Source organism: Dehalogenimonas sp. W (assembly GCF_037094495.1).
In the GTDB taxonomy this organism is placed as follows: Bacteria; Chloroflexota; Dehalococcoidia; order Dehalococcoidales; family Dehalococcoidaceae; genus Dehalogenimonas; species Dehalogenimonas loeffleri.
Window position 1 is genome coordinate 1,159,994 of sequence record NZ_CP146612.1, and the last position, 22,964, is coordinate 1,182,957.

Sequence of the window (22,964 nt, forward strand, 5' to 3'; positions counted from 1 at the left end):
AGGAGCAAAGATGGAACAATTCTTCAGAAAGTTGGGTATGTTCATTGAGAGCAAACGCCTGTTGGTAATCGCTCTCAGTGTCATACTTCTTATAGCAGCCCTCTTTGGTACCTCGCAACTCAAGCTGGCAACCGGTGTTGAAACTTACCTATCCACTGATTCCCAAGCCTACCAGGATTATACGAGGTTCAACCAGCATTTCGGCAGCAACATAGTAGTAGTATTGGTGACGGGTAATGATTTAACACAACTACTTCAGCCTGCCAATATAGCAGCGATGGAATCTATCGAGAACCAGATGGGATTGAATCCAAATGTTGTTTCCGCCCTAGGTCCTACTTTCTTTATAAAACAGGCGGTTGCTCAACAAACTGGTAGCCCCGATTTACCGCTTGACCCCGCAATTCTTCAATCTATTGTCGTAGATCCTCAGAGTGGTCAAATTACCCCGTTTTTTATAAGGGTCTTGCCTGACGCTCAGCATGCTCTTATCGCCATAACCCTGGCAGGGGATTTATCAATCGCTGAACAAAATCTGGTAGCCGGAGAGATTGAGAAACTGGTAGGTGATGCCGGCTTTTCCGGGGTAGAGACTGTGGTCACTGGTATGCCTGTTGTCTTGAGCCAGATAGAAGATATGATGTCCAGCAGCCTGCTAAATATGCTACTGGTATCTACACTATTAATGCTGGTAATCCTGTCCCTTGTCTTCAGTGTTCGTGGGTTATTTGTCTGGAGATGGTTGCCGTTAGGAATTGTTCTTATCGGTATTATATATACCTTTGGCACCATGGGTGTGCTTGGTGTTCCTATAACTATGGTTACCATGGCGGCGTTTCCCATAATAATAGGCCTTGGAGTAGACTACGCCATCCAATTCCATAACAGATACGATGAGGAGGCCAGACGGGGTGAAACTGTAGCCGAAGCTATTGTTGATTCAATTACTCATATTGGTCCGACAATTGGCATCGCTATTATTGCGGCTTCGCTTGGTTTTGCGGCATTGTTCTTCTCACCCGTGCCTATGGTTCGTGATTTTGGTCTTCTGTTGATAATTGGCGTGGTAGCCACCTATCTGGCAGCAATATTTTTACTTATGGGTATCCTGTATATGCATGACCGCCGTAAAGTAAACCAGGCGTCAAAAAACGGCGGGATGATTAAAACCAAGGCAGAGAAGGCCGGCTTTGTGGAAAGAGGCCTCGGAAAACTTGCGCCGTGGGTGATTAAAAATCCGGCAATAATTATCCCACTGGCTTTAGTGCTAACCATAAGCGGCCTGATAAGTGACTCTAAGATTGCTACCGAAACTGAAGAGACAAATTTTATCTCTCAGGACGTTCCTGCGCTGAAAAATCTGATGGCTTTAGGGGAAATAGCTGGTGGTGTCAGTTCGGTTAACATACTAATTGAATCTAGTAATACTACCGACCCGACAGTTTTAGCCTGGATGGTGCAGCTGGAACAGCGCATTGCCTTGGAACAGTCCGATTTTATTACGGATACGGCCAGCATTGCCGACTTAGTCCTTCAGGCTACCGGCGGTATCATGCCTGAAAGCTCAGAGCAAGTCAAACAAATCCTCGCCCAACTCCCTGTACCCATCAAACGCAACTTGATTAACGATGACTACTCTGCCGCGAATCTTGTCATTAATATTGAACAGGTGGAGTTAGTCAGGATACAGGAAGTAAGAAACCAATTGGCTGGGTACATAGTCAATCCGCCTGGTGATGTAAATGTCTTCCTGACAGGAACGCCCATAATCGCGATCGAACTCTTTAACGCCCTGACCGAGGGGCGGATACAGATGACGCTCATCGGAGTTGGTTTGATCTTTTTGGTCCTATTTATCCTCTTCAAATTCAATCTGCTGCGTGCCCTGCTAGCAGTCTTACCGATAGGACTCATCCTAGGCTGGTCAAGCGGAATAATGTATCTCTTCGAGATCAAATACACCCCCCTCACCGCCACCCTCGGTGCGCTGATCATGGGTATCGGGGTGGAATTCACTATCTTGCTGATGATGCGGTATTACGAAGAGAGGCGCAAAGGCGAAGGGCCTGAAGAAGCGATGACCACGGCCATGACCAAGATCGGTCGTGCCATTATCGCCTCAGGTCTTACTGTGATCGGTGGCTTCGGCGCGCTATTAATCGCTAAGGATTTCCTGATATTGCGTGACTTTGGCATAGTCACCATGATCAATGTCTTCTTTGCCTTGGTCAGCACCCTATTCGTATTACCGGCTCTAATCGTCTGGGTAGACTCCCGACGAGAGAAAAAACAACGCCTGGCTGTAAAATCAGGACGAAAATAAGGAGGAGAGTATTAGTAAATACGGTCTGTTTAAGTGGTCAATCAAAATATATAGGAGGGTGCAATGAGGAGAATCAAAGCGGCTTTACGGTGGTTGTTCGACAAGATGATGGATCTCATTGTCAGCTTATGGAATTGGAAGGTAAAGGTTTGGTTTCGCATGGGATGGTCACGACCGCTAAATGTTAAGGGCAAAAAGAAATAATCTGGCTAGATTTAGCGGTATTTGTCGAATATGCCTTTTAGAAGCAAGGATTATTGGTCATATACTAAAATAAAAGGAGTGTTACTATGGCTGTTGTGGTAGTTACTGATAGTACCGCCGATATTCCATCACAATTGGTAAAAGATCTGGGCATTGTGGTAATCCCTTTATACGTGATCTTTGGTAGCAAATCATATCGCGGCGGGGTTGATATAGCCGAGGATGAGTTCTATCGGAAGCTTTTGCACGAGCCTGTGCTGCCAAAAACTTCCCAGCCTACCCCGCAGGATTTCATAGATGCCTATACACAGCTCGCCAAGGAAGCCGACGGGATCCTTTCTATTCATATATCTTCTAAAATGAGCGGCACAATCAATTCCGCCGAACAAGCCAAAATGTTGGCCAAGCTTACGTGCCCTATTGAAGTTATTGATTCCCAAAATCTATCCATGGCGTTAGGTTTGATTGTTATAGCTGCCGCCAGAATGGCCAGGGCGGGCAAGGGACTGACTGAAATCGCCGATGCCGTCAGAAAGACGATGCCCAATACCAGATTGCTGATCCTTTTTGACACACTGGAATACTTAGCTAAGGGCGGGCGGATTGGCAAGGCTAAATCAATGCTCGGCTCAATATTGAATGTTAAACCACTGCTGACACTCAAAGAGGGTGAATTTGTGCCAGCGAGTCAGGCGCACAGTCGCACCAAGGGCAAGGAAAAACTGTTGGAGTTCGTAAAGAGTGTTAAAGATATCCAAGACCTGGCAGTTTTATACAGCACCACTCCTGAAGAGGCTAAAGAACTAGTCGCCAGCATCACGGCAATCTCCAAAGTCTCCATAATCATCGCCCGTGTGGGTCCGGTGTTAGGCGTTCACAGTGGGCCAGGGGCGCTAGGTATCGCATTGCGAACGAAAAGCTAGGTTGCTGTCCTTGGCGGTCATAGTATAAAAAGAGCATCAGTCGATGAGCTAACCTGCGATTTATATATACTTCCTGAAGTTACAACAGGTAGGAGTTGAGAGGTAGTAACAAAAATGGACTTCTTCGGCATGGGTACTTTTGAGATTATTACTATTCTCGTTGTAGCTACTCTTATTTTCGGTCCCAATCGTATCCCCAAATTCGCAAAAAAGGCTGGGGAGTTCATGCGTAGTTTTCGAAAAATGACCAGTGACATGACCAAGGAGTTTGCCAAGGCCGTTGATAGTTCACCATCTAAACCCTCTGGTACTGGCAAATCTCCTGACTCTTCCATCAGCATGGGCTTAGACAAATTTTTTAACCCTAAAGGTAACAAATATAGGGCTTATCCAGTTTAGAAGAGTGGTAAGTTGCCAAAAATTACGGCACTAAAGCACTGTGTCCGCCTGATGATAAACGGCGAAGCTGTGGTAAACTGAATTAATTGACTTATTATTGGAGAACAACATGACCGAAAAAGAATCCCTGATAGCCAAAGCTCTTGACCTCGCCGAACTCATTGCCTATCAGCCGGGAGCCGTAGTCAGCCGGACGCTGACCGATAAACCCGCGGGTACCATTACCCTGTTTGCCTTTGATGAGGGGCAGGGACTGTCGGAGCATTCCGCGCCCTATGATGCCTTCGTCTATGCCGCGGACGGGACGGCTGACGTCACCATTGCCGGTAAAGTAAATCAGGTCAGCAAGGGGCAGATGATAATTATGCCGGCTAATGAGCCTCACGCATTGCGCGCGACCGCGCCATTCAAGATGCTGCTGGTGATGATCCGGTCAAAGTCTGAAGCTTAGAGGTTATTTCATACCGGCAGGGTGACGGTAAAAGTGGTGCCTTTGCCCGGTGTGCTTTGTACGCTGACCCGGCCGTCGTGGGCGGTAACCATCTGTTTGACTATTGCCAGTCCCAGTCCGGCGCCGCCGTCGTCGCGGGAACGTGAGTCCTCCACCCGGTAAAAGCGGTCAAAGATGTGTTTCAGATCTTCGGGCGCGATGCCTTCGCCGGTATCAGATATGCTGACGCTGACCGCCGGTTGGCCATTCAGTTCCCCTTCGCCCAGGTGTACTTCCACAGTGCCGCTGTCCGGCGTATGGCGCAGGGCATTGGACAGCAGGTTGCTTAAGACCTGTTCCAAACGGACCCAATCGCCGGAAATCGCGGGCAGGGTGCCTGGGTCATGGCATCGGAGGGTAATGCCTCTGGCTTCGGCCAGGGAGCGGAACTGCTCCAGTTTGCGGCAGGCCAGCGTGCCCAGGTGGATGGTGGATTTCCCCAATTTCAACTGCCCCGCTTCGGCCAGTGACAGGTCTCGCAGGTCGGCGATGAGCCGGGTCAGTAGTACGGATTCTTCCTTAATGGTGCCCAGTTGATGTTCGTCTGTCGGCAGGACGCCGTCCAGCATCGCGTCTACCGTACCGTTGATGACGGTCAGTGGTGTTCTTAATTCATGGGCCACATCAGCCAGCAGTCTCTTGCGGGATGATTCGCTTTTTTCCAGCGCCTCAGCCATTTCATTGAACGATTCAGCCAGCCTGCCGGTTTCATCGGCTGAAGATACCTTTACCCGGTGAGACAGATTGCCGGATGCCAGTTCCCGTGCTCCGGTGTTGAGGGCCCGGAGAGGCCGGCTGATCTGGGAAGCCAGCACGATGGCTATGACGATAGCGACCGCCACCGCCAGACCGCCGGAAATCCACAGCCAGCGGTTAGTCTGGGTTAGGAAATCTTCTTCAGCGTTGGAGACTACCACGGTGCCGCCGCCGCCGATGCTGCCGGAACCGGGTCCGCTACCCATTCCCGATCCCATACCTGACCCCATGCCGCCGGTACCCCCGGTATGCCCGGCGATATAATAAAACTGGCCGATGACGGTGCGGGGTCGGTACAACTCTACATAATATGGGCCGAACAGACTTGTCTGGCTGACCTTAACGCCGACCAGTTCTCCGCCGGTATCAGCCACGATGGTGCCGCTGCTGTCAGCCAGAATCAGCCGGTCACCGGTAAAGGCCAGGAAGGACGTCATGATTTCACCAACATCTTCCCATGAATTATTGTTCTGCAGGTAATAGACGGCCAGCGTATTGCCAATCGCTTCCGAGAACGACGGATTGGTGGACACATAAGTCTGGAATTCACTTTTAGTGTACTGATTGGTCAGCCCGGCCATAATAGCCACGGCGATGACGGCCACCAGTACCAGGGCTGCCCCCAGCTTCAATGACAGGCTTTTCACCGGCTCGCCTCTAGCTTGTACCCGGCGCCGTATACGGTATGAATATAGGCCGGTCTATCGGGGTCGGGTTCTATTTTCCGGCGCAGGTTTTTAATGTGGCTGTCAATGGTGCGTTCATAACCTTCGTAAGAGTCGCCCTGAAGCCGGTCAAGTATCTCTGAACGGGAAAATACCCGTCCGGGATAAGCCGCCAGGAGTTTTAGCAGGTCAAATTCGGTAGTGGTCAATTCTATCGCTTTGCCGCCGATGTCGGCTTGGCGACGTTCGGTGTCAACGGTCAGTTCTCCGATACGCATGACCGGAATAAATGACCTTTGCTCGGTCCGGCGCAGGATAGCCTTGATCCGGGCTACCAGTTCCCGTCCTTCAAATGGTTTGGTGACATAATCATCAGCCCCCAGTTCCAGCCCGACGATTTTATCGGTAAGTTCGTCGCGGGCAGTCAGCATGACGATCGGGGTGTCGGATTCTTGACGGATAATCCGGCAGAGGTCGTTGCCTGACAATTTGGGCAGCATCAGGTCCAGCACGACCAGGTCCGGTTTTTCCAGCCGGTAGGTTTTCAGTCCGGTTTCTCCGTCGGTTGCTGTCAGCACCCGGTAGCCTTCCTTTTCCAGGTAGGCCCGGACAATGTCTATGATCTTGCGCTCGTCGTCAATGACCAGAATCTTTTTTGTCATATTCATAATATAAACCTGTCTGCCGTCCCAAGGCAATGAAGGGGGACGGTTTTGGTAAACCGACCCCCTTCACTAAGGAGAGAAACCTTCAATTAAGCAGGTTTTACCGTCCCATGCGGCCCATGCCGCCGAAACCGGCGCGGACACCGTCTTCAGCCGGGACTTCACCGGTTAGACAACCGCCGAAGCCTCTGGGACCAATCTGGGAAGTGATTGAGAGCCTGATGCTTTCGCTCATGTTCTGGAGCATCAGTTCAGCCTGTTCCGGGGTTAGCCGTCCGGCTTCCACCGCTGCGGCCAGCACCTCTTCCCGTTCTGCCAGAATGGCAGCTACCAGGGCATCTTCGCTTACGCCTTTGGCCGCGGCGATTTCCGCCAGGGTCTTGCCGTCGGCACGCAGATCGTAGAGTTCTTCCGCAGTCAGGCTCAGGAGGTCGGTGAGTACTGCTGAATTACCGCCGAAACCACCGAAACCACCCATGCCGAAACCCGCACCCGGACCGGCGCACAACAGTTCATCAGTGTCCTCCGCGGCAAAGGCTACGGTACTGAAACCGACACCCAGCGCTACCACGGTCAGGGCTACCGCTGCTATTTTCCAAGTCTTTTTCATCATTGTCACCACCTTTCGTTGTTTATTTCTATGCTTTCATCATAGCAATTGATTGTGGAGGAAATATGGAGGCGGTTTGTTGATTTCAAGGAGAAAAATTGTATTGTTGACTGGCGGCGATGGTGTTATAATTCCTGCAATAAACTTAAGGAGGGGTATCTGGTGACTGTCCGAAAATCTTCATCTGCCGAATCATGCCCCTGCGGGTCTGTCTGAGTTAACCTGTGTTTCATCATTGGACCGTTCCTGCCCGGGAACGGTTTTTTCTTTGTAAAGCCTGTAGGGGATGATTCGGTGCTTTTCGTTATAAAATAAGAAAGAATCGGAGAAATTCCCTGAGATGGAATCATTGAATTCAAAAATAGATTACCCCGCCCTTGGCTGGGATGCCTCTTTCGGCGAATTGCCGACACCGGAAGCCGGTGTTGCCGCCCGCGTCGTGACTGAAAATCGGGGGCATTTTGTGGTGCTCGGTCCGTCCGGTGAGTCTGCCGCCGTGTTGGCCGGGGCACTTCGTAAAAATCCCGAACTCCGGCCGGCGGTTGGTGACTGGGTGGTCATGGGCTTTGAAGGTTGTGCGGGGGTGCCGACCATTCATCGTGTTTTGGCGCGGAAAAGCAAACTGTCCCGGAAGGTAACCGGGCGGATGACCCGCGAGCAGGTAGTCGCCGCCAATCTGGATACGGTGTTTATCGTCAGCGGTCTGGATGGCGGCCGCAATCTGAATCTGCGCCGTATTGAGCGTTACCTGGTTTTTACCTGGAACAGCGGCGCCGTTCCGGTCATTCTGCTCAACAAGGCTGACCTGCACGGCGATAATACCGCCTTTGTCCGGGAGGTTGAAGCCGTTGCCGGAGGTGTGCCGGTTCAGGCCGTTTCGGCGCATGATGGTACCGGGTTGGATTTTGTCCGGAGTTACCTGGGGCCGGGGAGGACGATCGGCTTCGTCGGCTCGTCCGGAGTCGGTAAGTCGGCCCTCACTAATGCATTGATCGGCCAGGTCACTCAACTCACCGGCGATGTCCGGCAGGGGGACCTGACCGGGCGTCATACCACTACCCGGCGGCAGTTGCTGCTCGTGCCGGGCGGCGGCATGATAATTGACACTCCCGGGATGCGGGAGCTGCAACTCTGGTCGGAAGACGAAGATCTGAACGATGCCTTCGGTGATATCGCCGCCGCTTCCCGGCAATGCCGTTTCAAGGATTGTACTCATACGGTAGAGCCGGGGTGCGCCGTGAAAGGGGCTGTAGACGACGGAGATATTCAGACCGCCCGGCTGGAGAGTTATCATAAACTGAGCCAGGAAATTGAGCACCTGGCCCAACGGGAGTCTTATCTGGGCCGGCTGGAAGAAAAAGCGCGGGGGAAAACCTTCGGGAAAATGCTGAAAACCTTCAATAAAACGAATCGGAAGCAAGGCGGGACGCTTTAGTCAATGCAGGTGACATAAGTTACTTACATCACGCCGGCAATACCTTAAAATGGGCTCACCCTGAATTAAAGGTGAAACGGAGGTCGGATGATGTATAAGATTAAGAGTTGCCCCCGCTGTCAGGTTGGTGACGTTTTCGGCTCCAGTGATGAATATGGTGCTTATGAACAGTGTTTTCAATGCGGCTGGGTGAACTACGGGGATAAGGTGTTGAGCCAGAAAGAGGCTGAGGCGGAGAAACTGGAGGCGGTCGGCTCTAAAGATAGGCGCGGCCGTCGCTAGGGTTCATTCAGCGGTGTAGCCCTAAGGGGAGGCAGTTTTAACTGCCTCCCCTTTTTTTTTGGTTAAATCTCAATGACAAAGGCGCCGTTTTTGAACAGCAGATCGCCGTCCACCCGAATCTCCCCGCCCTGCCGCAGATCACAGACCATATCCCAGTGGATGGCGGATTCGTTGACTGAACCGGTTTCCGGGTAACCAGCCCCCAGCGCCAGGTGAAAACTGCCGCCGATCTTTTCGTCAAAAAGTATCTCTCCTGTAAACTTGGTAATTCCTTCATTGGTGCCGATGGCGAATTCGCCCAACCGGCGGGCGCCCTCGTCGGTTTCCAGTGTTTTCAAGAGAAATTCTTCATTCTTTTCGGCGGTAGCCTTAACTACTTTGCCGTTTTCAAACCACAGCCGGATTCCAGCCACTTCACGTCCGCTCTCAATGGCGGGATAGGAAAAATAGACATGACCGTTGGCGGAGTTTTCCACCGGTCCGGTAAAAACCTCGCCATCCGGCATATTAAATCGCCCGTCGCATTTTACAAATGAGCGTCCGGCGATGGACAGGGTCAGATCGGTGCCTGGCGCGGTGATATGAACCTCTTTGCGGCCTTTGAGCCAGTCAATGACCTTTTGCAGTTTATCACTCTGTTTTTGCCAGTAACCGATCGGGTCGCCGGGGTCCGGCAGACAGGCGCCATAGACAAAATCCTCATATTCTTCCAGACTCATTTCGGCGTCCTGGGCCATGGCGTTGGTCGGGAAGGGGGCTACTACCCAGTTGAATTCTCCCGCAGCCGACCGCTTCATCATTGTTTTCATCAGTTCGGTGCGCGCCCGGTCGGAAATTACCATTTTCTCCGGGTCAACCCCGGATAGTTTTTTGGTATTGTCTTCCGCCAGAATGGCGAAACGGGCATCGTAGTGCTCGGTGACATGCCGCTGCGGTTCGTGAATAAACCGGAGTTGCTCATCAGTAGCGTGGCGGTAGAGCAGATCCTCAAAGTCGCCTCGCGGCAATACCAGCGGGTGGCCGCCGGCCTTTAACACCTCCTGATAAATGGCGCGGGCCAGCGGCAGTGCGCTGGTCGGGGCGTTAATGACGGCCTTGTCGCCGGGTTTGATTTTGGTGGAATATTTTACCAGCAGTTCAGCCAGTTGTTGGATTCGCGGGTCAACCATAGATATTGTCTCCTTCTCAATAACGGGTCTCTTTATTTTAATCCGCATGCGGTAGGAAGACAAAAAGACTGTAAATTAAGGAAAATAACACTAGGTAAATATATACTAATAATAAATACGTCAAATGGCGGATAGTAATTGGTCGTAACATCGGATATATTATTCATTGCCCCTAAGGGCGACCTGGTAACGGCTGTGGTCCGCCGGGTATCAGAAAAATTAAATGGAGGAAAAATAGAGTGACCAATTTTCACACAACGGTGTCCCGCCGGGACTTCATGAAGGGCATCGGCCTCGCTGGTGCCGGCCTTGGTGCCGCCGCAGCCGTAGCTCCGGTCTGGCATGACCTGGATGAAGTTACCAGCTCATCAGCCCAGTTCAAGCACCCCTGGTATGTCAAGGAGCGGGAATATGATGATCCCACCTTGGAAGTTGATTGGAACGTTTTTGATCGTATTGACCGGACTGTTTCTGTTCTGGGCGTAAAAGGACGTTTGACCGCTACCAACGCTGCTCATGGTGCCCTTCACCCGGAAATTCAAAAATACATTGACATGAAGAAGAATGGGCGCGATATTGAGTACATGAAAGAGAAATTCCCCTCTTATCAAGGACCGAGCCTAAGAGATTACTCCTTGGCTGATGCTAACATAGCTTCCCGTCGGCTTGGGAGGCCTGATTTTACTGGTAACTATTCCGGATTAACTATTAAGACTCCTGAAGACCGCAATATGACAAAGTGGCAAGGAACCCCGGAAGAAAATCTTCAAACGATCACCAATGCCTTCAAGTTCTTTGGTGCCACTCGCATCCGGGTCATGGAATTGACGGAAAAAGGCAAGAAGTTGGTCTATAAAAACGAATCCTCTGGTAAACCTTATAATTTTAAAGATGCCGCCAAACCTGAAGACACTGGTTCGGAATATGTGATCCCTAATACCGCCAGATACCTTATTAATTACGCCTGTCTGGAGGCGACCGACCACGTTAGACAAGCGCCTGGTCCCACTTATTCAGGTTATTGTCACGGTGAAAAAGTATCCGCAAACGTCCATTACTTTCTGGGTTCCATGGGCTTCATGCACATTGAAGCCGGTGGTTTCACCCCCGCGGCCGGTGTCGGCGCTTTTGCCGGTACCACCGAACATTCCCGCTCCGCCATGGTAGGCACCTCTTACTCTCACGGCAACCTGTTCCGCTGGATGGGCCGTGTTATCACCGATATGCCGCTGTCGCCCACCAAACCGTATGATGCCGGCATCGCCCGCTTCTGCGTGGACTGCATGACCTGTGCCGATAACTGTCCATACGGCAGTATGCCGCTGGGTGATAAAATGTGGGAACATGAGAGCCCTGAAGAAGAAAAAGTCAAGAACTATGTTGCCGGTTACAAGGGCTGGAGGCTTTTCAACTTCCGTTGCCCGCGCTGCAAGGGTTGCCACGGCACGTGTGTATTTAATGGTGGTAATGAGGCGGTAATCCATAATATCGTCAGAACAACCCAGTCTATTACTCCCATTTTCAATGGCTTTTTTGCTGACATGGAAGAAATGTTTGGTTATGGTACCCGCAATCCGGATGTCTGGTGGACTCATGAAGTTCCCACCTTCCAGTTTGACCCGACCTACCTGTTCTAATTCGGCATATCCGGTCTTCCAGGGGGCGGCTCATATGAGCCGCCCCCTTTTTTCTTGCTGATTTACCGTAATCAGGTTAAGATAACCGTGGTCTTGAATTTATTTGGTTCGTTGGAGGGATTATGCCGTCAAAACTCTCCAGAGTGTTGTCAGTTGAACTGAAACTCAGTTATTACCTCATCAAATGGATTTTTCAGCAGGATCGTCTGGCGGCGGATGAATACACCTACCACAAGAAATCCGCCGCCATGGCCCTGACCTTCGCCTTGATTTTCGTGACTCCCGTGGCCATTGTCCTGCTGGCGGTTATTTTGTCTCAGGACTGGCTGACCTGGGTTCTCAGTATTGCGGCAATCTACGGTCTGTATTGGACGGTCGGTTTGTACGCCTCCATGGTGGCCTTGCCGCATAAGCTCGGAGCGGACGCTTTCATTATTCGCTACGGCGCTTTGGCCTCGGTCAATATTCCCTATGCCGATATTGAGACGGCGGAATTAAGCCTTGAGGGGATTGCGCAAGGGGGTGACGGCCTGAAATTTGACGACCGGGCCCCCATCGCCTATTTCAGCGTCGGCAGCACCACCCGCATTAAGCTGTCCCTGCGGCAGCCGGTAACGCCGGAGTTATGGCGCCGCCCGACCCAGCCGGTCAGCACCATTTTCCTGAATGCCGACCGGCCGGACCTTTTGGTGGAACGGCTTCAGGAAAAATCAGGGACTGCGGCGGGCTAAAAGTCAGTCAGTCGTTCGTTAAGCGCCTTTAAGGCGTCTTCCGCCGTGGTCGCCGCACCGACCGGCAGACGGATTATCCGGGCCCGGCCCTTGCTTTCATAATAGTCCAGCAGCGGCAGAGTCCGTTCGTTGAAGATGGTGAGTCGCCGTTTGACCTGCGCCAGCTCGTCATCTGAACGTTCCCGGCGGTCGCCGCCGGTATCCCGGGCAATCCGCTCAAAGACTATCTCCGGTGTACCGTCCAGCACCACAATCGTATTGATGTGAAGCAGTTTCTCCAGCGCCGCCGCCTGACCGGTGTGCCGCGGCAATCCGTTCATGATGATGATGTCGGTCGCCGGGTTCAGACCGTCCGCGATAAACCCGGTCAGCAGTTTCTCGGCAATGCCGAAGTGCCGGTCCTCCAGCAGTGCCCCGCTGCTCAGCGATGCCCGTACTACCGCCAGTTCCTCTTCAGTGAGTATCCCGGAAGGTCTCGCAGCATAGTTTCTCAACCGGCTGCCGAAATCAAAGTGACGGGCTTTGTGTCCGTGGACGCCCCTGACCTCCAGCAACTCCCCCAGCGGGGTCTTGCCGGACCCGGTCGGTCCCAGTATCAATATCGCAGTCGGTAAAGCCAATTGGATCTCCTTGGTCGGCCGGTTGCCGCCCGTACGCCGTGGCCTTGCCGGGCGTAGCTGTCCAATCCTGTTGGTATTTGACACTCAGCTTGCGCCGTGGCATACTCTAGGGCGGTTGAAAGATGGTATTCCAATTCACCGTGGTTTGTCCCGTGATCCGGATGACCAGACCGTAAACCAAAGTATAAACAAAAAAGGAGCACAAGTCATCCATGGCACAAGACAGAACCATCCAATGCGCTGATTGCGGCACCGATTTTATCTTCAGCGCCTCAGAACAGGAATTCTTTGCGTCAAAGGGTTTCACCAATGAGCCCAAGCGCTGCCCGACCTGCCGGCAGACCCGAAAGCAGACTCGCGGTGGAGCCGGGATGGGCGGAGTTCGCCAGATGTTCCCCGCGGTGTGTGCATCCTGCAACCAGGAAACCGAAGTTCCCTTTGAGCCCCGCAACGGTCGCCCGGTCTATTGCAGTGACTGTTTTGCTAAATCCAAGACCGAATAAACAGAATAAAATAATGTTAAAGACAGCCGGAACCCTGACTCAGGGTTCCGGCTTTGCTTTTACCCGGCTTAAATCAATAAAATAGCGTTATGAATATTGTACTGATGATTGGCGTCGCCGGAGCATTGGGAGCGGTCTCCCGATACGCTTTATCCGGTTCGGTTTATGCTTTGTTGGGCCAGAGCTTTGCCTACGGCACTCTGGTGGTCAATGTGCTGGGCAGCCTGGCCATCGGCCTGGTGATGCAGTTGGGTATAGCCACCGATATGTTCTCACCGAATGTCCGCACCGCCGTAGCGGTCGGTTTCCTGGGTGCTTTTACCACCTTTTCTACTTTCAGTTATGAAACCGTGCAGATGATACAGGACGGAGCCTGGGGTCCGGCGCTGCTGAATATTCTGGCTAACGTGACTATTTGCATTATCGCCGTACTGGCCGGCGTTTATCTCGGAAAATTAATCGGCGGAGGTGCCTGATGCGGAAAATAGAAGGCGAACAGGTCCTGATGCGGATTTTTATCGGTGAGTCTGATACTGCTCACGGTAAACCGCTGTATCTGGTGCTGACCGAACTTTTCAAGGAAAAAGGTCTGGCCGGCGCCACGGTACTCCGGGGTATCACCGGCTACGGCGCCCGCAGTCACATTCACTCTACGCACCTGCTGCGGCTGTCCCAGGATTTACCGGTGGTCGTGGAAGTAGTTGATTCTCAGCTACACCTGGATGCGGTCCTGCCGCAAATTGAATCCTTGATGGGTGACGGCCTGATAACCATGGAAAAAGTCAGGGTATTGCGCTACGGGCCGGTTTCAGAGATATAACTGGCCAGAGTCGGTGAGGTTTGGGCCAGGATTGTGGCGGCCGCGGTATCATCTTTCAGGTAAAGGTCAAAGAACGCCAGCGAGTATGTGATAATCACCTGCAGCTGGGAGTCTTCATCAATAGCCGCCGGGACCCAGCCGAGGCCTGAGTCGGTTTCAGAAAAAGTAAAATGGTCGGCGTTTTTGACCACCAGGTCGTAGTAAGGCGGATTAACCCCGTCGTTGAGGTACCAGAAATTGTCTTCCGGCCGGTTCAGCAATACGTCCAGTTCACCCTTCATGGACATGATCGGAATGTGCACATTGCCGTAATTATCCTCAAACGGGTAGGAAGGGGCAGACAGCATCAGTGCGGCTTTGATGCGGCTATCCAGTCGGGACGGGTCGTTGCTGCCGCCGATCAACCCCAGCGTGGTCAGACCGCCGAATGAATGGCCGCCCATAGCGATGGCACCGGTATCAATACTACCGGCAAACAACGAAGCCTCGCGGCCATTTTCCTGAACCATATATTCCAACAAGGCTTCGGCGATGGGGAAACGGTAGGTATTAAAATACTTCTCATATACCTGATGCACATAGTCGTCTACCCCGTTGCTGTTCTGTAAGTTCCCCAGCTTCAGCAGGTCAAAAAATCCGGACCATATATTGTCATCAAAATGCACCGAAGCCACGATGTAGCCTTCCGCGGCCAGGGCTTCCTTGAGATACAAAGACTGCATTTCACTGGCGTTAAAACCGTGATTGAAGATTATCAGCGGGAAAGGTCCTCCGGTCTCAGCCACCGCGCCGTCTTCCGCCAGGTAGCTTTTGGGGCCGTTGCTGTAGGTGTATTCAAAGACTTCATCAGATGTCGGATACCAGACCGCGGCGTCAAAGGTTTTTGAAACGCCTTCAGGGTCGGTGTAGTCAAACTGAAGAGTATGGATGCCGACATCGTAGGTCCGTTCCGGAACCGGATACTCTCCTGCCGCCGGACCGAGCTGAGGCAATAGCAGCACTGCCAGAATGACCGCCAGCCGCTCTGTCGCCGCCAGACCTAATACCAAAGGTAACTTCATGTGATAATTATATCACTAATGTCCCCCGGCTGACATCCGGTACGATTGAGTATGCCGCGGGTACTATCGCGGACGGCGGAGGTAAAGAATTAAAACCTGGTTAGCGCTTGACGCAAATTGTCTAAAATAGTATATTCAGGGCTGGATATATTTCCAATATTAGACGGTTGAGGAGGCCTTGAGATGCCTGAGCTTATGACGGTTAGAGAAGTCGCAGATTACCTGCGGGTAACCCAAAAAACGGTGTACCGCTTGTTACAGAAGGGAACCATCCCGGCGCTGAAGGTCAGCCACAGCTGGCGTTTTGACAAGGCCGCCATTGATGAGTGGCTGAAATCCACAGCGGTCGGGGCCAAGACCTCTATCCTGGTCATTGACGATGACCAAACCATCCGGGACCTTTTCCGGGATATTCTGGAAGACGCCGGGCACCATGTTGTCACCGCCGGCAGCGGCGCTGAAGCGCTGGAATATATCAAAGCCAAGGACTTTGCGCTGGTCTTCCTGGATCTCAAGATGCCGGGTATGAACGGTGCCGATGTTCTCAGAAAAATCCGCACCATTGATCCGGAATTACCGGTCACCATTATCACCGGTTTTCCGGATAGCGAAAATATGGCCCAGGCGCTGTCCCAGGGCCCCTTCGGCGTTATGAACAAGCCTTTCGGTGAAGCTGACGTCTTGAACGCGGTCAAGAGTTTCATCCGCATAGACCGTAGCTGAAACAGCCTTTCAGGATGCATTATTTCACGGAGGACCACTTCGGCCCATGACCAGTAACGGTAATAAAAACCAGTTTTCGCGGGAAGAGATTGAGCAGCGGCTGCTCAGTGACCCCACCATTCTGTTCCGTACCATGTTTGAGCGCTCCGGTACCGCCAAAGCCATTCTGAATAAAGAAGGCATCATCGTGATGGCCAATGAAACCCTGGCCAGACTGGTGGACTTGAGCGTTCGGGATATTGAAGGCAAACATTCCTGGTTTGAGTTCGTCGCTGAACATGACCGCCGCAAGGCTCAGGAGTATCACAATCTGCGGCGCAGCCATCCGGGGCTTGCCCCGGAGCGTTACGAGTTTATTCTGACCGACCGGAACGGTGCCGGCCATGACATTGAAATCAACGTCGCGGTGTTTCCCGGGACCGATCTGTCGCTGTTATCCATGGTGGAGGTTACCCATCTTAAAACCGCCCAGGAAATGGGGCGGTTGACCCGTTTTGCCGTGGAGAACGCCGGCGAAGCCATTTTCTGGCTGGATGCAAAGGGCGCCATTCTCTACGCTAACGGCGCGGCCACCCGCATGTTCGGCTATAATATCGGTGTTTTAATGTCCAAATCCATTCAGGATCTGGATGCCGTGACTGCCAAACGGGACTGGAAGAAGAAGCTGGCGGACCTGAAGCAAACAGACTCGCTGGTGTGGAATACGGAATACCGGCGCAACGACGGCCGGGTATTGCCGGTTGAGGTGCTGTTAAGTTTCATCCAACTGGGCGATAAAGGCTACTACTGGGCGTTTATCCGGGATGTCAGTGAGCGCGTTGAAGCAGCGGAACGCGAAAAGCAGCTTCAATCGGAGCTTAATCTTTCGGGGCGGCTGGCCTCGGTGGGCGAACTGGCCGCCGGCGTCGCCCATGAAATCAATAATCCGCTGACCGGCATTATCGGCTTTTCTGAGCGGCTGCTTCGTAAATCCAGCGATGAAAAAATGACGACCGACCTCAAGCGCATTCATTCAGAAGCGCAGCGGGCAGCCAAGGTGGTGCAGAATCTGCTGACCTTTGCCCGCCAGCGGGAGCCGCGCAAGGAACCGGTGGATGTTAACGAGATACTGGCGGAATCACTGGAACTGCGGGAATATGAACTCAAACAGCTTGGCATTCAGGTGGTTACCCATTTTGCCGACCTGCCCGGCATCAGCGCTGACTATTACCAGCTGGAGCAGGTCTTTGTGAATCTGATAATCAACGCCGAGCAGGCCATCACCACCTCAGGCAAGGGGGATCGGCTGAACATCTCTTCCGGTGAGATGGACGGCTACATCGTGGTTACCGTTGCCGACAATGGCCCGGGCATTAAACCGCGTGACCTGAAAAAGGTTTTTGACCCGTTTTTCACTACCCGGGGTGATGAGGGCGGCACCGGGCTGGGGCTGTCTATCTGCCACGGTATTATTGAAGAGCACGGCGGCCGGATCAGCGTCGCCAGCGAACCGGGTGAAGGGACCACCTTTACCATTTCACTGCCGCTGGAAACCGAAGCAGACCGCGCATCCGAAGGCTAGTCCTCGCCCGCCAGCCGGGCCATGATTTCCGCTTCGGTTAAGCCGCTGACAGCTATCGCTTTTTGACGCGCGGTCTGCCCCCGGATTACCTCAATATTGCTCTTCGGAATACCCAGTACGTCCGCCAGTAGTGCAACCACCGCCTGATTGGCCTTACCGCGTTCCGGCGCGGCGGTCACCCGGAGTTTGAAATAATCTCCAACGCGTCCGGCTACGGCATTCTTTGAAGCGCCGGGTTGCACGCGGATATTGATGATGATTCTATCGTCAGCGGACATTTTATCTCACACTCAGCATAATCAACCGGCGGCGGTTATTCAAGCTTTAATTTCCGTTCTGTTATAATCAACACAACATGAAAAATGACGGGCAGGGTGAATTGAATCTCTCAGAACCGGAAGTCCTGGCCGGTAAGCTGTTGCGGGAAAAGGGGTTAACCATCGGTACGGTGGAGTCGGCCACCGGCGGTCTGCTGGCCGCCCGGATTATTGGCGTCCCCGGGGCCTCGGATTATTGCCGGGGCGGTATCATAGCTTACCACAACGAGGTCAAGATGAGTCTGGCCGGGGTTAAGTACGCCACCCTCCTGGCTTTCGGGGCCGTCTCCGCCCGGGTCGCCGAGGAAATGGCCGCCGGCGGCCGTCAGCGCCTGGGGGTGGATATCTGTATTTCCGATACCGGCATCGCCGGTCCGGGCGGCGGCAATGACAACAAACCAGCCGGTCTTTTCTATCTGGGTCTGGCCACTGCCGAAGGCGTTCGCCATCGCAAGTATATTTTCAAGGGTTCCCGTCAGCAGAACCGGACCGCCGCGGTCAATGCCGCGCTGGAATGGCTTCTGGAAGAATTGGCCTGACCGCTGTTTTCACTAATCAAACAGCCGCGGGTTGAAGTCGCCGACCAGTTTTCATGGTAATCAGCAAAGCGGCCAGAATTATCAGGTCAACGTAGAAAAAATAGTTGCCGAGACTGCGCCAGGCAAAGAACATTGGCAGTATTGAGAGCAACAATCCCGTTTCAGCCAGCCCTCGGCCATGCTGGAAATACCATAACAACCCGCCGGCAAATGCGGCGGCCTCCAGAATGGTGAATAAGGTGGAAGACCCGATGTGAAATATTCCGGTTTCTACCAGGCTGACCAGGCCGACGCCCATGGGGTAAAGTTCGTCAACCATGGGGGCAAATACCGACGACAGCCAGAGTCCCGGACCCGCGAAGATGAACGGCAGGTTGAACGCAATAAAAACACCGGCGGCGATGGCCGCACCTCTGAAAGCTTGTCTCCATCCCCAACGATGATAAACGTAAATCACAGCGAATGGCAACAGGAACCAGGCGGTTTGATAAGCTGCCGTTGCCACCCCGATCAATGCCATGGCGGTTTTGGGTTTTTCAGGAATTAATATCCAGCCCATCATCATAAAAGGCAGTATGATGACTCGTTTATCCAATCCGATAATACCGGAGACCCAGATTTCCGTACTGACCACCAGCGCCAGCGCAAAGATTAGCCTGTTTCTGGAAGGAATGCGCCACAGGGCATATCCGGCTGTAGCGATCAGGAAAATTGCCAAAATCACTTGTAAGGTGTCTATTCCCGCCAGCATGAACGGCGCAGTCAGCAGGAAAGACCCGGCCGGATAGTTAAGGCGGGATTCAAGTTCAACCGGTATGGTGTCCGGCGTCAGGGCTGATTCGTTCCAGAGTTCCAGCAATTGTTCCTGGCTTGGATAGGGGAATACCTCAACAAAGCGCCCTGCCTGCAGCGGGGTCAGGTGAATATAGGGTCCCTCAAATTCATCCATGGCCGTCAGGACGTTGGATACCGCGTAGGGATTTTCACCTTCCATGAAGTTTTCGGTCGCCTGATGGGTAAGGGCCGCGCCATCGGAATACCGGGGTTGAGCTTCCAGCGAGGCCAACAATTCGCTGATTGGTTCGGGGAAATCAGCCGCATGGATGATTTCCGATTTTAAGCCGATGTATGATCCGGCAATGGAAACTCCGATTAATGCCAGCACCAGCACCGCGACCTGGGCTGTCTGCCGTAACCGACTGGCAAATCGGTGCAGATAGACGTCGGTCTGCGGCAGGGTGACCAGCCATAACACCCCAAACCATAGCAGCCAAACCACGATACCCCAGGCTGATTTAGCCTGGGTGACGGAATAGGTGTCCCCGGTCAGTGAGGAATAGCCGAGTTTCAAGATGATGGAAATAAAGAAAAGGCTGATTCTGGGGCTGGCGGATTTGAGAATATTTATTAGAAAACTCCGTTAAGTCTTAACTCTATTTCAATATTATATTCTAAAAATCGGCATACGCAATTATCGTCCTTAGCGTCACCGCTGCTAATCGACATGAGTTCAGTTATTGTAAAACCGGACCGCTGCGGTCAATGCCGCGCTGGAATGGCTGCTGGAAGAACTGGCTGGGGACTAAATTCCGGCCAGTATCGCGTTCTGTATTTCAAAGATTTCCCGGATACCCTTTTCAGCCAGATTAAACACTGAGTCCATGGTGTCGCGGGAAAACGGTTTCTGTTCCGCGGTCCCCTGGATTTCAATAAACTCACCATTGGAGTTCATCACCAGGTTGAAGTCAACATCGGCACCGCCGTCTTCGGCATAAGTCGGGTCCAGCAGGATGGCATTATTTCGGATGACCACGCTGACCGCCGCTACCTGAGTCACCAGCGGCATCTTCTTCAGCACCCCCATTCTGACCAGTTTGTTAAAAGCCAGATACAGGGCGACATAACTGCCGCTGATTGCGGCTGTGCGGGTACCGGCATCGGCCTGGATGACGTCACAATCAACGGTGAAACTGCGCTCGCCCAGCCCCGCCAGATCGGTAACCGCCCGCAGAGAGCGGCCGACCAGTCGCTGAATCTCCTGACTGCGGCCGGACACTTTGCCCTGGGTTGATTCGCGCGGTGTCCGGGAAGAGGTGGCCGCCGGCAGCATGGCATATTCGGCGGTGACCCAGCCGGTTCCGGAATTCCTTAAAAAACCCGGCACCTTTTCTTCCATGGATACCGAGCAGATTACCCGGGTGCGGCCTTGTTCAATCAGCACCGAGCCATCGGCAAAGGCCTGAAATCCGGGAGTGATGGTAATCGGGCGTAAAACCGCTGCTTCGCGGCCGTCAATTCTGGACATAAAACTACCTTCCAATCAAATATTAAAAAATTCTGGTGCGGGAACTTCAGCTTCAGGGGCGGACGGTGCCTGAGCCGTAAACCAGCCATTTGTAGCTGGTGATTTCCTTCAGCCCCAGCGGTCCGCGGGCATGCATCTTCTGGGTGGAGATACCAATCTCCGCCCCCAGACCAAATTGAGCGCCGTCAGTGAAACGGGTGGAGGCGTTGACATAAACCGCCGCGGCGTCCACTTCGTTGAGAAAACGCTGGGCGTTGGAATAATCTTCGGTAACAATGGCCTCGGAGTGGCCGGAGCCATAGGCGGAGATATGCCGGAGTGCCCCGTCCAGGTCATCCACCACCCGGACACCGGCAATCAGCGCCAGGTATTCCCGGCTCCAGTCATCGGGCTCCGCCGCTGCCAGCTTCAGGTTCGGTCGGCCGGACAGGATGGCCAGCGCCCGTTCATCACAACGCATTTCCACGCCCGCCTGCGCCCATTCGGCGGCAATCAGCGGCAGATACTCCTCAGCGACAGCCTGATGGACGATAAGCGTGTCCATGGCATTGCATACCGTCGGGCGCTGCACCTTGGCGTTATAAGCAATAGCCACGGCATCCTTAATTTTGGCAGCAGCATCAACATAGGTGTGGCAGACGCCGATGCCCCCGGCCACCACCGGAATGGTGGAGGTTTCCTTTACCGATTTGATCAGCCCGGCCCCGCCGCGGGGGATTACCAGGTCAATCAGGTCGCTCATATGCAGCAGTACCGGCACCAGGGCCCGGTCGGTGTCATCAATGAATTGCACGGCCTCCGGGCTGATGCCGCTGCGGGTCAGTGCGTCATGAATGATGTTGACCAGTACGCGGTTGGAGTGAATGGTTTCCTTACCGCCGCGCAGAATGACGGCATTACCGGCCTTAAGGCACAGCGCCGTGATATCCACGGTGACGTTCGGCCGGCTTTCGTAGATAGCGGCAATAACCCCCAGCGGCACCCGTTTCTTGCCGATGACCAAGCCGTTGGCGTGGGTGCGCATGTCAAAAATCTCGCCTACCGGGTCGGGCAGGGCGGCCACGGTGCGGACGTCGGCGGCAATAGCCTTGATCCGGCCTTCATCCAATATCAGGCGGTCCAGCATGGCGGCGTTCATGCCGCCGGCGGCCGCTTCGGCCTGATCCCAGGCATTGGCTTCAATAATCGCTCCGGCGTTGTGTTCCAGCGCATCGGCCACGGCCAGCAGGGCGGCGTTTTTAATATCGGTCGGCATACAGGCCAGGCGGGCGCCGGCCGCTTTGGCCTGGCAGCCCTGGTCCCGCAGTTTTTCTTCAGCAGTCATGGCATTTCCCCGTTCATTTATCTGCCAAGTATAGTTTATACGGGGCGGTTCCGGCAATGCGGCAACGTGCCTGAGAGGGTCAGGTTTGCGTAAAGCGGCCCCTTTTTCTATAATAGACCACTTGTGGAGGTGGCGACGTGCTGGAATTCAACGTAGCTCAACTGGAGAAGTCCCCCATCGGCACCACCAGGGAGTATGAACTTGATGACCGGATGGATTACGACGGACAGACGACCCGGGTCACCGGCCGGGTACTGCTGACCCGGACCAACCGTTCAATTCTGGTCAAGGCTGATCTGGCGGCAACGGTGCCGCAGGAGTGCTGCCGCTGTCTCAGCCCGTTTGAAGGCAGGGTGAGCTTCACCATCAATGAGGAATTTTTTCCCTTGATGGATGTTACCAGCGGTCTGCCGTTGGCGCCGGATGAAGAAGGCGGAGACTTCATAATTGATGGACATCATGTGCTGGATTTAACTGAGGCAGTGCGTCAGTACCTCATTTTGTCCCAACCCATGAAGCCGTTGTGCCGCCCGGATTGCCAGGGGATACTGCCTGGTCCTGCATGAGCCGGAAGCCCCGGATTTATGGTATATTAAATACTCGTCAAAATAATATTGAAATAAAAGAAAACGGAGACCTAGCACCATGGCCGTACCTAAGAGAAAAGTTACCCCGGTTCGTCAGGGCAATCGCCGCAGTCACCTGGCGCTGAAAGAAAAACAACTGGTTGAGTGTAAGCAGTGCCATCAGCTTACCTTGCCTCATCGCGCCTGCACCGTTTGCGGCAGTTACAACGGCCGCGTTGTTCTGGACATTGAGGGCAAAACCCAGAGAAAAGCTGAAAAAGCCCAGAAGGCCAAGGAACAGCAATAATCGTTCCGGTCATCAGTAACGCTCAGGGG

At 53.3% G+C, this 22,964-nt stretch carries 26 protein-coding genes; 16 read left to right on the forward strand and 10 right to left on the reverse strand.

The genetic code is table 11. The annotated features are described in order from the left end of the window. Positions 1-10: 10 nt before the first annotated feature. From V8247_RS06000 to V8247_RS06015, 4 genes are all read left to right on the forward strand, one after another. Positions 11-2,323, forward strand: coding sequence for a hydrophobe/amphiphile efflux-3 (HAE3) family transporter (locus V8247_RS06000; RefSeq protein ID WP_338736936.1), 2,313 nt, complete (start codon positions 11-13; stop codon positions 2,321-2,323). Positions 2,324-2,613: 290 nt separating this feature from the next. Beyond that, positions 2,614-3,450 (forward strand): DegV family protein, encoded by an 837-nt coding sequence (locus V8247_RS06005; protein ID WP_338736937.1) that lies wholly within the window; start codon positions 2,614-2,616, stop codon positions 3,448-3,450. A gap of 114 nt (positions 3,451-3,564) precedes the next feature. Then, complete coding sequence (locus tag V8247_RS06010; protein ID WP_338736938.1) at positions 3,565-3,849, forward strand: twin-arginine translocase TatA/TatE family subunit; 285 nt, start codon at positions 3,565-3,567, stop codon at positions 3,847-3,849. A 109-nt stretch (positions 3,850-3,958) separates the two neighbouring features. Continuing rightward, complete coding sequence (locus V8247_RS06015; protein WP_338736939.1) at positions 3,959-4,300, forward strand: cupin domain-containing protein; 342 nt, start codon at positions 3,959-3,961, stop codon at positions 4,298-4,300. An 8-nt stretch (positions 4,301-4,308) separates the two neighbouring features. Here V8247_RS06015 and V8247_RS06020 read toward each other — a convergent pair whose 3' ends face one another. The 3 genes from V8247_RS06020 to V8247_RS06030 form a co-directional block, all read right to left on the reverse strand. After that, positions 4,309-5,742, reverse strand: coding sequence for an ATP-binding protein (locus V8247_RS06020; RefSeq protein WP_338736940.1), 1,434 nt, complete (start codon positions 5,740-5,742; stop codon positions 4,309-4,311). Beyond that, positions 5,739-6,422: a response regulator transcription factor gene (locus V8247_RS06025; RefSeq protein WP_338739336.1), complete on the reverse strand. Its 684-nt coding sequence runs from the start codon at positions 6,420-6,422 to the stop codon at positions 5,739-5,741. Before V8247_RS06025 ends, V8247_RS06020 begins: the two co-directional genes overlap by 4 nt. Positions 6,423-6,525: 103 nt before the next feature. Then, positions 6,526-7,038, reverse strand: coding sequence for a hypothetical protein (locus V8247_RS06030; RefSeq protein WP_338736941.1), 513 nt, complete (start codon positions 7,036-7,038; stop codon positions 6,526-6,528). 337 nt (positions 7,039-7,375) lie between these two features. Here V8247_RS06030 and rsgA point away from each other — a divergent pair, with 337 nt between their 5' ends. Further along, entirely contained in the window at positions 7,376-8,470 is a 1,095-nt protein-coding gene (gene rsgA / locus V8247_RS06035; protein WP_338736942.1) for a ribosome small subunit-dependent GTPase A, read from the forward strand. Between the two features lie 87 nt (positions 8,471-8,557). Beyond that, positions 8,558-8,752, forward strand: a complete 195-nt coding sequence (locus V8247_RS06040; protein WP_338736943.1) for a hypothetical protein — start codon at positions 8,558-8,560, stop codon at positions 8,750-8,752. A 62-nt stretch (positions 8,753-8,814) separates the two neighbouring features. Here the strand turns inward: V8247_RS06040 and V8247_RS06045 are convergent, their stop codons facing one another. Then, positions 8,815-9,921, reverse strand: coding sequence for an aminopeptidase (locus tag V8247_RS06045; RefSeq protein WP_338736944.1), 1,107 nt, complete (start codon positions 9,919-9,921; stop codon positions 8,815-8,817). A 239-nt stretch (positions 9,922-10,160) separates the two neighbouring features. Here V8247_RS06045 and V8247_RS06050 point away from each other — a divergent pair, with 239 nt between their 5' ends. Next, positions 10,161-11,558, forward strand: coding sequence for a reductive dehalogenase (locus V8247_RS06050; protein ID WP_338736945.1), 1,398 nt, complete (start codon positions 10,161-10,163; stop codon positions 11,556-11,558). 122 nt (positions 11,559-11,680) lie between these two features. Next, positions 11,681-12,289, forward strand: coding sequence for a hypothetical protein (locus V8247_RS06055; protein WP_338736946.1), 609 nt, complete (start codon positions 11,681-11,683; stop codon positions 12,287-12,289). Here the strand turns inward: V8247_RS06055 and V8247_RS06060 are convergent. After that, on the reverse strand, positions 12,286-12,909 hold the full coding sequence (locus V8247_RS06060; protein ID WP_338736947.1) for a nucleoside monophosphate kinase: 624 nt from the start codon (positions 12,907-12,909) through the stop codon (positions 12,286-12,288). The genes V8247_RS06055 and V8247_RS06060 overlap by 4 nt on opposite strands. A 212-nt stretch (positions 12,910-13,121) precedes the next feature. Between V8247_RS06060 and V8247_RS06065 the strand changes: the two genes are divergently transcribed. The 3 genes from V8247_RS06065 (at position 13,122) to V8247_RS06075 (ending at position 14,232) form a co-directional block, all read left to right on the forward strand. After that, entirely contained in the window at positions 13,122-13,412 is a 291-nt protein-coding gene (locus V8247_RS06065) for a zinc-ribbon domain containing protein (RefSeq protein WP_338736948.1), read from the forward strand. A gap of 89 nt (positions 13,413-13,501) precedes the next feature. Beyond that, the gene (gene crcB / locus V8247_RS06070) at positions 13,502-13,888 is read left to right on the forward strand and encodes a fluoride efflux transporter CrcB (protein WP_338736949.1); all 387 of its coding nucleotides are present in this window, start codon (positions 13,502-13,504) and stop codon (positions 13,886-13,888) included. Continuing rightward, positions 13,888-14,232 (forward strand): DUF190 domain-containing protein, encoded by a 345-nt coding sequence (locus V8247_RS06075; RefSeq protein ID WP_338736950.1) that lies wholly within the window; start codon positions 13,888-13,890, stop codon positions 14,230-14,232. The genes crcB and V8247_RS06075 overlap by 1 nt, the downstream gene beginning before the upstream one ends. On the opposite strand, the gene V8247_RS06080 is transcribed toward V8247_RS06075, so the two are convergent. After that, positions 14,208-15,293: a dienelactone hydrolase gene (locus V8247_RS06080; protein ID WP_338736951.1), complete on the reverse strand. Its 1,086-nt coding sequence runs from the start codon at positions 15,291-15,293 to the stop codon at positions 14,208-14,210. The genes V8247_RS06075 and V8247_RS06080 overlap by 25 nt on opposite strands. A gap of 183 nt (positions 15,294-15,476) precedes the next feature. Between V8247_RS06080 and V8247_RS06085 the strand changes: the two genes are divergently transcribed. Together V8247_RS06085 and V8247_RS06090 are read left to right on the forward strand one after the other, a co-directional pair. Next, positions 15,477-16,016 carry a response regulator gene (locus V8247_RS06085; RefSeq protein WP_338736952.1) on the forward strand — a complete coding sequence of 180 codons (540 nt, stop codon included), beginning with the start codon at positions 15,477-15,479 and terminating at the stop codon, positions 16,014-16,016. Between the two features lie 46 nt (positions 16,017-16,062). After that, entirely contained in the window at positions 16,063-17,577 is a 1,515-nt protein-coding gene (locus V8247_RS06090) for a PAS domain S-box protein (protein ID WP_338736953.1), read from the forward strand. On the opposite strand, the gene V8247_RS06095 is transcribed toward V8247_RS06090, so the two are convergent. Further along, positions 17,574-17,855 carry a DUF167 domain-containing protein gene (locus V8247_RS06095; protein ID WP_338736954.1) on the reverse strand — a complete coding sequence of 94 codons (282 nt, stop codon included), beginning with the start codon at positions 17,853-17,855 and terminating at the stop codon, positions 17,574-17,576. The genes V8247_RS06090 and V8247_RS06095 overlap by 4 nt on opposite strands. 77 nt (positions 17,856-17,932) lie before the next feature. Between V8247_RS06095 and V8247_RS06100 the strand changes: the two genes are divergently transcribed. After that, a complete protein-coding gene (locus V8247_RS06100; protein ID WP_338736955.1) occupies positions 17,933-18,433 on the forward strand; it encodes a CinA family protein in 501 nt (166 codons plus the stop codon). A 16-nt stretch (positions 18,434-18,449) separates the two neighbouring features. Here V8247_RS06100 and V8247_RS06105 read toward each other — a convergent pair whose 3' ends face one another. The 3 genes from V8247_RS06105 to V8247_RS06115 form a co-directional block, all read right to left on the reverse strand. Beyond that, entirely contained in the window at positions 18,450-19,784 is a 1,335-nt protein-coding gene (locus V8247_RS06105; RefSeq protein ID WP_338736956.1) for a hypothetical protein, read from the reverse strand. Between the two features lie 231 nt (positions 19,785-20,015). Further along, on the reverse strand, positions 20,016-20,738 hold the full coding sequence (rph, locus tag V8247_RS06110; RefSeq protein ID WP_338736957.1) for a ribonuclease PH: 723 nt from the start codon (positions 20,736-20,738) through the stop codon (positions 20,016-20,018). Positions 20,739-20,790: 52 nt separating this feature from the next. Beyond that, positions 20,791-22,062: a glutamate-5-semialdehyde dehydrogenase gene (locus tag V8247_RS06115; protein WP_338736958.1), complete on the reverse strand. Its 1,272-nt coding sequence runs from the start codon at positions 22,060-22,062 to the stop codon at positions 20,791-20,793. Positions 22,063-22,199: 137 nt separating this feature from the next. Here V8247_RS06115 and V8247_RS06120 point away from each other — a divergent pair, with 137 nt between their 5' ends. Then, on the forward strand, positions 22,200-22,628 hold the full coding sequence (locus tag V8247_RS06120) for a DUF177 domain-containing protein (protein WP_338736959.1): 429 nt from the start codon (positions 22,200-22,202) through the stop codon (positions 22,626-22,628). 79 nt (positions 22,629-22,707) lie between these two features. Then, a complete protein-coding gene (rpmF, locus tag V8247_RS06125; protein WP_338736960.1) occupies positions 22,708-22,935 on the forward strand; it encodes a 50S ribosomal protein L32 in 228 nt (75 codons plus the stop codon). Positions 22,936-22,964 lie beyond the last annotated feature (29 nt).